Raw genomic sequence first — 10,541 nt, 5'->3', positions numbered from 1 at the left:
CCGTAGAGGGCGAAACAATGAACGTGCCGGCGTCTTTAACGAGAAGCGAGCTGGGCTATGCGTTCTATCTGCTGGAGGGCTTCGAATTTACGCCTGAGGAACCGGGCAAAGACATGGTCTTCCATAAGGAGTTCGGGGAGTTCTTCCTACGCATCGAACCGCTCGGGGCGGATACCGACGTGGCGGAGCTGCGAAAGTCCGCCGAGGAAGGGCTGAGAGCCGTCGGGGATCGTGTCGAGGATACGAAGGACGCGTTCTTTGACGAGGACATTCGCTCCAAATCCGAGTTTATTTTGCATGCCGGCAATGCGTCGGGCTCCGTGACCGTCATCGCGCTTCGCGTGGACGATCGCTTGTTCCGTCTGACGTTAAACTTTCCGCTTTCGGAGGCGGCGGAGGGGATTTCCCCCAGATTTTATCCAATGATTCGAACGATCGCACTGGACGAACAGCAATAAAGAAGAGGCCGTCCGCATCGGACGGCCTCGGTTTTATTTAAGAGCCTTCCCCTTGGTTCGCCCGGGAATGCTGCCGGTTCTTCACTTTCTTCGAACCGGACAGCGGCTCCACCGGATGCGCAGGGTCCTTCCGGTGGGCAGCCGGATTGTGATGGTTTTGCCCGATATGCGGATCGACCGTGAACGTTCCTTTTTTGCTCATCGCTCAGCTCTCCCCCGCTTGGTGGTTTTGCTCCGCCTCATGCTGCTGGGAACGGTAATTCAGCTTGTCCTGATGCCGGCGATCGCTCTTCTCTTGATTCCGCTGCTGATTTTCCAATGCAGGCAGCTCCGGCCCGTCCAACGCTTCCGCGACGTTCATCAAGTTTTTATCGACTCCGTGTGCCTTCGTCATTCGTTCGTCAGCCCCTTCAGCCGTTGTGCGCACTCGTGGATATGCCGCACGTAATCCTCGATCAAAGCCTGTACGATCTCGCTCCGCTCGTCGGTCTGGTCGTGGCCGCGTTCGACGTCGACGACCTCCACCTTCACCTCTCGCGAATCCACATACGTGCATTTAAAATCGAATGAATACATGCTGCGCCCCGCCGTGTCGATATGAATGCGAAGCACGTTGGCGTCCCGCTCGTCGGCGACGACCGTCGCTTTATCGGTCGAGTTCATTACGACCGGCAGCGTCTCGTTCCATGCGCGGGCCAATTCTTGGGGATTGACGGTCAATACGTCCGTCTTTGTCATGTGACACACCTCCGTTTTTAAGATTCGAATCCCGGAGGCGAAATATGCGAAGGAGCATTTTCCATAACAAAAAAAGAGAACGGAAGCCCGTCCCCTTGGGTCTTTTTCCATATATGGAGGAGGCGGTGGGATTCGAACCCACGGAACCCTTGCGAGTCCTCTGGTTTTCAAGACCAGCGCATTCGACCGCTCTGCCACGCCTCCATGTTAAACCCACACGCGTAAATGTTCATCGACGACCCAACAGTTTTTAGCCATTGATGTTGCATTTTCTCTAATCGTTATTGAGCTGGTACAATTGATTTCCTTCGGATTAAAGAAGCATACCTTGTCAATCTGCTCAATATAAATGGCAAGTATGTCACATGAGTCGGGATCAAACTTATGAATGGCATTTCCCGTTTTATTAGAACGGACTCGTTTAAGTTGAACCTCCCAAGAATGCCCCGACTCACATTTTGTTGACATCGTGCTTTTTACAGAAACCCTATACAGAAGACCTTCTTTATGAGCGATCAAGTCGAAAGGGGCCTTCCCTACGAGTTCGACGTATACATCAAATCGTTGTCTTGCTAGCTCGGCCGTTACCCGGGCCTGCGACAAAGCTGTAATCCAAGACTTATCGTCCACCTCCGTCACCCCTAGACAGGTATGACGTTCCCCCTTGATGCCGCTTTACCAATCGACATTGTATCACACTTCGCCTAGCAGCTACAATGCCTTACTTCTTGGCAATACGCGTCGCGCCGCCCATATAAGGAACCAGAATGTCAGGAACGACGACGCTGCCGTCCGCCTGCTGATAATTTTCCAAAATCGCGGCGATCGTCCGATCGATCGCAAGTCCCGAGCCGTTCAGCGTATGCACGAATTCCGGCTTCGACTTCGCGTCCCGACGGAACCGGATTTGCGCCCGTCGCGCCTGGAAATCTTCCGTATTGCTGCACGACGAAATTTCGCGGTACGTGCCCGCGCTCGGCAGCCACACCTCGAGATCGTACGTCTTCGCCGCCGAGAAGCCGATATCCCCCGTACAGAGCGCCAACACGCGATACGGCAGCCCGAGCAGCTCCAGCACCCGCTCCGCGTTCGCGGTCATCGTCTCGAGCTCCTCGTAGGACGTCTCCGGCGTCGTCACCTTGATCAGCTCGACTTTATGGAATTGATGCAGGCGAATCAGTCCGCGCGTATCCCTGCCGGCCGAGCCCGCCTCGGATCGGAAGCAAGCGCTATAAGCGGTATAATACTTCGGCAGCTCGTCCGCATTCAAAATTTGTTCGCGATGGAAGTTCGTCACCGGCACCTCGGCCGTCGGCACGAGGAAATAGTCGAGGCCTTCGAGCTTGAACACGTCCTCGGCAAACTTCGGCAGCTGTCCCGTCCCGCGCAAGCTGTCGCTGTTGACGATCATCGGCGGCGTCATCTCTTCGTAGCCGTGTTCCCCGGTATGCAAATCGAGCATGAAATTAATCAACGCCCGTTCGAGACGCGCGCCAAGCCCCTTATAGAAAACGAAACGCGAACCCGTCACCTTCCCGGCCGCTTCGGTATCCACGATGCCGAGGTCGGCGGCGACTTCCCAATGCGGCTTCGGCTCGAATTCGAACGCGCGCGGCTCCAGCTTCCGACGAATCTCGACATTGTCCGCCTCCGATTTGCCGACCGGCACGCTCTCGTGCGTCACGTTCGGAATCGACATCAGAATCGCGTCGAGCTGCTCCTCGACGACCCGCGTCTCCTCGTCCAACGCCTTAATCCGGTCCGAGACGTCGCGCATCTCGACGATCAGCGCTTCGGCGTCCTCGCCCGATTTCTTCTTCCGCGCGACCTCCTGGGATACGGTGTTCCTGCGGTTTTTCAGCGTTTCGCTTTCCTGCAGCAATTCTCTGCGACGCGCATCCACCGACGTGAACGCCTCCAGTTCGGGCAGCGCTTTCCCGCCCCGCGCGAGCTGCGCATCTTTCACTCTATCGTAATCGTTGCGTAGCAGCTTCATATCCAACACGTTCGTACGACCTCCTCAAGCGACTGCCTTCCAATAGAAAATGATCTCTTATGCGCTGTATTGCCGAATCATCTCGATAAAATACGCGTGCATGCTGTTGTCGTCCGTCAGCTCGGGATGGAACGAAGCGCCCAGCAGATGGCCTTGGCGCACGGCGACGATGCCGTCCTTATAAGACGCCAGCACGTCGACGTCGGGCCCAGCGCTCTCGATGAGCGGGGCGCGAATAAATACCGCGCGCACCGGACGGTTCCAATCCTTCATCTCTAGATCGATTTCGAAGCTCTCCCGCTGCCGCCCGAACGCGTTCCTCGCTACGGTAACATCCAGTAAGCCCAGATGCGCCGCCGGTTCGCCAACGATACGCTCCGCGAGAACGATCAAGCCCGCGCACGTGCCGAAGATCGGCTTGCCTTGTTCGGAAAATGCTTTCACTGCCTCGATAAACCCGTATGTACGCATCAGCTTGCCGATCGTCGTGCTCTCCCCGCCGGGGATAATCAGCCCGTCGAGCTCGTCCAGCTGCTCCGTTCGTTTCACGATCGTGCCCTTCGCTCCGCAGCTCTCGATGCTGCGAATATGCTCGGCCACGGCGCCTTGCAGCGCCAACACCCCGACGTTCATTTCGCCGTCGACCTCCGCTTTCCGCTCTAATATGTGAAAAAAGCGGGGAGTTTTACCAACCCCGCTCCTGCATTCTTTGATTCGACTCGAGCTTCGAAATTTCGATGCCCTTCATCGGCGTTCCGAGATTTTTCGACAGTTCCGCGATCAAGGCGAAATCCGTATAGTGCGTAGTCGCCTCGACGATCGCTTTCGCGAATTTCTCCGGGTTGTCCGATTTAAAAATCCCCGAACCGACGAAGACGCCGTCCGCCCCGAGATGCATCATCAAGGCCGCGTCCGCCGGCGTCGCCACGCCGCCTGCCGCGAAGTTGACGACCGGCAGCTTGCCGTTCTCGTGCACGTACAAGATCAAGTCGTACGGCGCGCCAAGGTTTTTCGCTTCGGCCATCAGCTCGTCCCTCGACATCGCTTGTACCTTGCGAATTTGCCCTTGAATCATCCGCATGTGCCGGACCGCTTCGACGATGTTGCCCGTGCCCGGCTCGCCTTTCGTCCGAAGCATCGACGCGCCTTCGCCGATGCGGCGGAGCGCTTCGCCGAGGTCGCGCGCGCCGCAGACGAACGGCACCGTAAATTCGTTCTTATCGATGTGATACACTTCGTCCGCCGGCGTCAGCACTTCGCTCTCGTCGATGTAGTCGACGCCGAGCGCTTCGAGCACCTTCGCCTCGACGAAGTGACCGATGCGGGCTTTGGCCATGACCGGGATCGAGACGACCTTCGTCACTTCCTCGACGATCGTCGGATCCGCCATGCGCGCGACGCCGCCCGCCGCGCGTATATCCGCAGGCACGCGCTCGAGCGCCATGACCGCCGATGCGCCGGCCGCCTCCGCGATCTTCGCTTGCTCCGCATTCATGACGTCCATAATGACGCCGCCTTTTTGCATCTCAGCCATCCCCCGCTTGACGCGGGACGTTCCCGTTTGCACCATGATCCTTGCCCTCCGCTTCATATCCGAAACAATGATTACTGAAAGTATATTTTACACATTCCATGGAGCCTTAGCAACATATGAAGCCTTTATTTGAAAAGGCCCACGATGCCGCCGAACAATCCCGAGAAGAAGCCTCCGATGCCTCTCATCATCATCCGGAACCATCCGGCCTTCTCGACCTCTTCCGTAATAATGAGGGGCACCTCCATCGTGCGGTCCCCGTACGCGACCGTGACCGTACCGACCTGCGCCTCCGCCTCGAGCGGCGCCTTCAGCTGGTCCTCCGGATACACGTTCGCCGTTAGCTGAGGCACCGACTGATCGGCCTTGTTTACGATCAGCTCGATGCCTTCCCCGACGACGACCGGAATGTCTTGCTTGAGGCCGTTGCGGATATGGACCGTCTTCACGTCTTCCAGCTCCGTCTTGGCCGCGAGGATCGTACGCTTCTCGAAGCCGTTAAAGCCGTAATCGAGCAATTTGCGCGTCTCCACGAAGCGGTCGTTCTCGGATTTCGCGCCCATCACGACGCTAATAAGACGCATCCCGTTTCGCTCCGCGGTACCCGTGAAGCAGTAACCCGCATCGGACGTGTGCCCGGTTTTCAAACCGTCGAGGCCCTCATAAGCATATTTTCTTAAATTTACGTTGTCCTTATTCGCTTCGACCATCCAGTTCCAGTTGATCATCGGCTTCGGATCGTTCTCGTTGAATTTCAACGACGGAATTTTCGTTATTTCCAGCACTTCCGGATGCTCGAGAATAATTGCTTGCGCCAGCTTCGCGGCGTCGTGCGCCGTCAGCAGCGTCTCCCCTTCAATGGTCTTCGGGGCGTATTCCCCCATATCCCTGCGGGACAAGCCGGTGGAGTTAATGAAGTGGGATTCGGACGATAATCCGAGCTTTTGCGCCGTTTCGTTCATGAGCTTCGCAAAGTTTTCCTCCGTGCCGGAAATATGTTCCGCGAACGCGACCGCCGCATCGTTGCCCGAGTAAATGGACAGCAATTCGAACACCTTCCGAACGCTGTACGATTGCCCTTCGCCCATCTGCTGCCCCGATCCGATCACGTCGGCGGCCGCCTTCGTCGTATAAATCATATCGTCCCACGAAAGCCGACCCGACTCGATCTCTTCCATGACCAGGTATTCTGTCATCATCTTCGTCATGCTGGCCGGTTGATAGGGCTGGTTTTCGTTTTCCGCGTACAAGATTTGCCCGGTTTCGGCATCCATAAGAAGCGCCGCATTGACGTTCAAGCCGAGGTCGACTTGCTCCGCGGCTTTCGCGCTGTGGAGCAGCGGAGCGAACAATTGCGCAGCCAGCGCGCAAGATACAATCGCAGCCCAACGGCCGAGTCGTTTCATGATTGCATTCCCCTTTAAAGTAAAAGATAAAACTGCCGTCTTCCATTGTACCATAGGTATGAAGCGGTCCAAAGCCTCGAAAGCCCTATGGCAAGAAAAAGAAAAAGCGGAGCCCTGAGGCTCCGCCGGTTCCGTGCGCCTTACATCGAATAGTTCGGCGCTTCCTTCGTAATTTGAACGTCGTGCGGATGACTTTCCCTCAGGCCTGCGCCCGTAATTCTCACGAACTGCGTATCGAACCGAAGCTCGTCGATCGTCCGCGTGCCGCAGTACCCCATTCCCGAACGAAGGCCGCCGACGAGCTGATGGATCGTGTCTTTCAGCGGGCCTTTGTAGGCGACCCGTCCTTCGATGCCTTCCGGTACCAGCTTGCTTTCGTTTTCTTGGAAATACCGATCTTTGCTGCCTTCCTTCATCGCGCCGATCGAGCCCATGCCGCGATACACCTTGAATCGACGCCCTTGGAAAATTTCCGATTCCCCCGGGCTTTCCTCGGTTCCCGCGAACAATGACCCGATCATGACCGCGCTCGCGCCGGCCGCGATCGCCTTCGTCACGTCGCCCGAATATTTGATGCCTCCGTCGGCGATGATCGGCACGTTGTATTCCTTGGCCACGTTCGCGCAATCGTAAATCGCCGTGACTTGCGGCACCCCGATGCCCGCGATGACGCGCGTCGTGCAGATCGAACCCGGCCCGATGCCGACCTTCACCGCGGATGCGCCGGCCTCGATCAGTTCGCGCGTCGCTTCCCCGGTCGCCACGTTGCCGGCGACGATCAGCAGGCTCGGATACGTCTGCCGCAGCTTCCGCACCGTCTCGATAATGTTGACGTGCGCGCCGTGCGCGGAATCGACGACGAGCAGATCGACCTCCGCCTCGACGAGCGCGGCCGCCCGCTCGTACGTATCCTTGCTGATGCCCACCGCCGCGCCGACCACGAGCCGTCCATGCGGGTCCTTCGCGGAGTTCGGGAATTGGATCGCCTTTTCGATATCCTTAATGGTAATAAGACCCTTGAGTTGATAATTGTCGTCGACAAGCGGAAGCTTTTCGATTTTATGCTTCTGCAAGATGACTTCGGCTTCCCGAAGCGTCGTTCCGACCGGCGCCGTTACCAGGTTTTCGCGCGTCATGACTTCTTTGATTTTAATGGAGTAGTCATGCACGAATCGAAGATCGCGGTTCGTCAGGATGCCGACGAGCCGATTGGACTCGTCCACGATCGGAACGCCCGAAATGCGGAACTTGCCCATGAGCGCTTCCGCGTCGTATACGTGATGGTCCGGAGTGAGCGAGAACGGATTGGTGATGACGCCGCTCTCCGAACGCTTCACGCGGTCGACTTCCTCTGCTTGCTGGGCGACGGACATGTTTTTATGAATAACGCCGATGCCGCCTTCGCGGGCGATAGCGATCGCGAGCGCCGATTCGGTGACCGTGTCCATCCCCGCGCTGAGGAACGGTATGTTTAATTGCAAATTCGGGCCCAGCTTCGTCGATACGTCCGCTTCGCGCGGCAGTACGTCGGAGCGGCGAGGCACGAGCAGCACATCGTCGAATGTCAGTCCTTCTTTTGCAAATTTATTTTCCCAAGCCAAGGGAGACCCTCCTCGATTTTCATTACAGCCAATACTAACAGAGTCGAATTTACGGGTCAAGGAACGCTACATAGAGTATCTTGAGCTTGGGTTCCATAATAAATACTGGGTGATCCCTTGTTCTTCCAATGCTTTAATTTGTTCGCGAATTTGCTGTTTCCGGTAGGTCTGGTGCGGACGGATCCATTTCGCCGTAAAATCTTGAAGCCAAGGCCGGATGTCCGCGGTTGGCTCCCCGTTTTTTTGCATCGCCGCGTTACGACGTATTGCATCCCGCGTCGCCGCCTTCACGATGCGATAGGGCTGCAAATCGGGATGCTTTGCCCCATAACTCCCTGCTCCATAGTGGGACGGGTAAATCATCGGGGACAGCGCGTCCACCTCCTGCGTCAGGAGCTCCCATTTTTGCCCGATCCCCATGCCGTTCTTGGTCGTCGTCGTCAAGCCGAATACGTCCGCCGACGTCAAACCGCCTGCTTGATGGATGCGATTGCTTGCGGTACGTAGAAATCGTTGTATGATTTGATCCTTGTTTTCGTTATAAGGATTATGAAAGACAACCTCTCGGTCGATCGCCTTCGTTTGTTCGGGAAAGCGGACATAATCGAACTGGATTTCGTCAAAGCCTGCGCGAATCGCTTCTTCCGCCAACTGGATATTGTACGCCCACACTTCTTCATTGTACGGGTCGACCCAAGAGACGCCGCGTTTGTCGCGCCACACCGTTCCGTCCTTGCGTTTCATCGCCCATTCCGGTTTTTTGGCCGCTAAGTACGGATCCTTAAACGTCACGATACGCCCGATTAAATAAGTATTCTTTTCCTTTAGAGGTTTTAGGAACGCTGTCATATCTTTGACCCTCGGTTTACCGTCCGCCTCGATCTCTTTTGCGGTTCGCACGCCCGATGGATAGGTGACGCGCCCGTTGTCGTTCTTCACGTCGATGACTAAGGCATTAAGCTCCGTGTCCTCGAGCAGCTTTAAAATCGCGTTCCACTTCTTTCCCTGTAGCGCGTAGGCCGAGACATAGACCCCTTTAACGTCTTTCCTGCGCTCTTTTTGCGGTCCTGCCTTGGCGGTCTCCGGCGGTGCGTCGGATTTAACCATCTCTGGGGCCGATGGCGTTGTCTCTGCGGTCCCCGGCGTAACCCTTACCTCCAGGCCGCTCTTGTCCTCAGCATCGTCCTTTGCGTTGTCCCTTGCCCCTGTCCCCTTTTGCGTCGTCGGCGCGGGGTGCATCATGGACTCAGGGATCAACTCCGTTTGCCTTTCCTGAGACACCCCCGTTGTCCCATAGTTGGCGCCCGTCCCCTGTCCGGATTCCCCCGCATCGCTGGTACAACCGGCCGTTCCGAACGCAATCGCACACCCAAGAATGATGGATAATGTAAAATTCCGCCGTAGCTTCATCATTCCGTCTCCACCTCCTTCGCTTATTATGGAGGCGACCTAGGTCGGCGATACGGCGTAAAGACTGGAACGATACCGCCCAAGAAGCCCGGCTGCCGATTTATTAAGCTTAGCTCCTTTCCATCCCGAACATTAGCATGTTTACAGTCTCCATTATTCCCCTTACTTGTACCGCCGCCCCACACAAACCCTCCATACCCTGGACGCCAGCCACACTTTATCCCCTGATGCAGCCTCATGGTCGCCAGCCCGCATTTTTAACGCCAGCCTCCATGGTCGCCAGCAGCTGACACCTTATGCCATCTTGAAGCAATTCCCTTTGCGCTTACCGCAGGCACTTTATATTCCCTTGTGCAACTCATGGCCGATGTGCCCCAGCGCTGCATTTCGCTCGAAACGCCGTCGCCGGGACACATCCCGCCCTTAGTGGGAACACCTTTCCCTCTTTCAGGGAAGGCGGTTCCCTCTTTTAAGGTACGCACTTCCCTCTTTGCCTAGAGGCACGTACCACCGCGTATACGCGCCTCAGCCCGCAGACGGTCCGCTTTTTGCCTATTCGCTTAATCCGGTTGGGTGAAACCGGCACTCTTAAGTGGGAACACCTTTCCCTCTTTCGGGGAACGCGATTCCTTCTTTTAAATGTACGAATTTCCCACTTTGCTTACAGGCTCGCATTGGACCACCGCGTTCCGCGCCTCAGCCCGTGTCTGGTCCGCTTTTTCTCTATCCGTTTAACCGGTGGGAGAGCCCAGCTCCAAACCGGGAACACCTTTCCCTCTTTCGGGGAACGCGGTTCCCTCTTTCAAGGCATACCTTTCCAACTTTGCTGGATGCCTGCTAACCGTCGATACCCTACGCTTCCCGGTTAGCAGCCCATTGGCGCCTACCGTCGACACACTTACCCGCCCCAAGCTCGCCTAACCCCCAAAGTGGGAACACCTTACCTACTTTTAGGGAATGCTGTTCCCTTTTTCAAGGCACACCTTTCCCACTTTGCTGATGCCTGCTAACCGTCGATACCTACGCTTCCCGGTTAGCAGCTCACTGCCGCCTGCCGCCGACACGCTCACCCGCCCAATGTTCGCCTAGCCCCAAAAGTTGGAACACCTTTCCTACTTTCAGGGAACTCTGTTCACTCTTTTAAGGTACACCCTTCCCACTTCGCTGGTTGTGTTCGCCGTACGTCCCTGATTGTACATACGCAAGGATGAGGAAAAGGCGAGGCGGGATACGTGCGAGGGGAACGGGAGAAAAACACAAAAAAACGCCTTCGATCGACGTGCGATCGAAGGCGTTCTTGTCGGCTTGGCGACGTCCTACTCTCCCGGGACCCTGCGGTCCAAGTACCATCGGCGCTGGAAGGCTTAACGGTCGTGTTCGGGATGGGTACGCGTGGTT

Annotated in this window: 10 protein-coding genes, 1 tRNA gene, 1 rRNA gene and 1 pseudogene; 1 reads left to right on the top strand and 12 read right to left on the bottom strand. The window is 56.5% G+C overall.

Annotated elements, in window-relative coordinates; all coding sequences use genetic code 11:
- A pseudogene (locus tag VEZ38_RS08495) lies at nucleotides 1-458 on the top strand (hypothetical protein); the annotation flags it as partial.
- A gap of 37 nt (nucleotides 459-495) precedes the next feature.
- Here the strand turns inward: VEZ38_RS08495 and VEZ38_RS08490 are convergent.
- The 12 genes from VEZ38_RS08490 to rrf all read right to left on the bottom strand — a co-directional run.
- A complete protein-coding gene (locus VEZ38_RS08490; RefSeq protein ID WP_324892920.1) occupies nucleotides 496-660 on the bottom strand; it encodes a small acid-soluble spore protein P in 165 nt (54 codons plus the stop codon).
- Nucleotides 661-663: 3 nt separating this feature from the next.
- A complete protein-coding gene (locus tag VEZ38_RS08485) occupies nucleotides 664-852 on the bottom strand; it encodes a hypothetical protein (protein WP_324892919.1) in 189 nt (62 codons plus the stop codon).
- Complete coding sequence (locus VEZ38_RS08480) at nucleotides 849-1,196, bottom strand: hypothetical protein (RefSeq protein ID WP_324892918.1); 348 nt, start codon at nucleotides 1,194-1,196, stop codon at nucleotides 849-851. The genes VEZ38_RS08485 and VEZ38_RS08480 overlap by 4 nt, the downstream gene beginning before the upstream one ends.
- A 114-nt stretch (nucleotides 1,197-1,310) precedes the next feature.
- Nucleotides 1,311-1,400 (bottom strand) — tRNA-Ser (locus VEZ38_RS08475).
- 3 nt (nucleotides 1,401-1,403) lie between these two features.
- On the bottom strand, nucleotides 1,404-1,826 hold the full coding sequence (locus VEZ38_RS20610; protein WP_414694686.1) for a group I intron-associated PD-(D/E)XK endonuclease: 423 nt from the start codon (nucleotides 1,824-1,826) through the stop codon (nucleotides 1,404-1,406).
- 91 nt (nucleotides 1,827-1,917) lie between these two features.
- Nucleotides 1,918-3,201: a serine--tRNA ligase gene (gene serS / locus VEZ38_RS08470; protein WP_324892917.1), complete on the bottom strand. Its 1,284-nt coding sequence runs from the start codon at nucleotides 3,199-3,201 to the stop codon at nucleotides 1,918-1,920.
- A 48-nt stretch (nucleotides 3,202-3,249) separates the two neighbouring features.
- Entirely contained in the window at nucleotides 3,250-3,825 is a 576-nt protein-coding gene (pdxT, locus tag VEZ38_RS08465) for a pyridoxal 5'-phosphate synthase glutaminase subunit PdxT (protein ID WP_324892916.1), read from the bottom strand.
- 52 nt (nucleotides 3,826-3,877) lie between these two features.
- Nucleotides 3,878-4,762: a pyridoxal 5'-phosphate synthase lyase subunit PdxS gene (pdxS, locus tag VEZ38_RS08460; protein WP_324892915.1), complete on the bottom strand. Its 885-nt coding sequence runs from the start codon at nucleotides 4,760-4,762 to the stop codon at nucleotides 3,878-3,880.
- An 89-nt stretch (nucleotides 4,763-4,851) separates the two neighbouring features.
- Nucleotides 4,852-6,132 carry a D-alanyl-D-alanine carboxypeptidase family protein gene (locus VEZ38_RS08455; protein WP_324892914.1) on the bottom strand — a complete coding sequence of 427 codons (1,281 nt, stop codon included), beginning with the start codon at nucleotides 6,130-6,132 and terminating at the stop codon, nucleotides 4,852-4,854.
- A 140-nt stretch (nucleotides 6,133-6,272) separates the two neighbouring features.
- Nucleotides 6,273-7,733 carry an IMP dehydrogenase gene (gene guaB, locus VEZ38_RS08450; protein WP_324892913.1) on the bottom strand — a complete coding sequence of 487 codons (1,461 nt, stop codon included), beginning with the start codon at nucleotides 7,731-7,733 and terminating at the stop codon, nucleotides 6,273-6,275.
- Between the two features lie 66 nt (nucleotides 7,734-7,799).
- The gene (locus VEZ38_RS08445) at nucleotides 7,800-9,146 is read right to left on the bottom strand and encodes a putative glycoside hydrolase (RefSeq protein ID WP_324892912.1); all 1,347 of its coding nucleotides are present in this window, start codon (nucleotides 9,144-9,146) and stop codon (nucleotides 7,800-7,802) included.
- A 1,300-nt stretch (nucleotides 9,147-10,446) separates the two neighbouring features.
- A 5S ribosomal RNA gene (gene rrf, locus VEZ38_RS08440) occupies nucleotides 10,447-10,541 on the bottom strand; the annotation flags it as partial.

The sequence above is a fragment of the Paenibacillus sp. genome (genome assembly GCF_035645235.1).
Classification (GTDB): Bacteria; Bacillota; Bacilli; order Paenibacillales; family YIM-B00363; genus Paenibacillus_AE.
The sequence above is the reverse complement of the archived record's forward strand: the minus strand, read 5'-3'. Positions and strand labels throughout refer to the sequence as shown.

Coding starts and splice junctions, on each gene's coding strand:
- VEZ38_RS08490 (WP_324892920.1), bottom strand. CDS start 660: ATGAGCAAAAAAGGAACGTTCACGGTCGATCCGCATATCGGGCAAAAC.
- VEZ38_RS08485 (WP_324892919.1), bottom strand. CDS start 852: ATGACGAAGGCACACGGAGTCGATAAAAACTTGATGAACGTCGCGGAA.
- VEZ38_RS08480 (WP_324892918.1), bottom strand. CDS start 1,196: ATGACAAAGACGGACGTATTGACCGTCAATCCCCAAGAATTGGCCCGC.
- pdxT (WP_324892916.1), bottom strand. CDS start 3,825: ATGAACGTCGGGGTGTTGGCGCTGCAAGGCGCCGTGGCCGAGCATATT.
- pdxS (WP_324892915.1), bottom strand. CDS start 4,762: ATGGTGCAAACGGGAACGTCCCGCGTCAAGCGGGGGATGGCTGAGATG.
- VEZ38_RS08455 (WP_324892914.1), bottom strand. CDS start 6,132: ATGAAACGACTCGGCCGTTGGGCTGCGATTGTATCTTGCGCGCTGGCT.
- VEZ38_RS08445 (WP_324892912.1), bottom strand. CDS start 9,146: ATGATGAAGCTACGGCGGAATTTTACATTATCCATCATTCTTGGGTGT.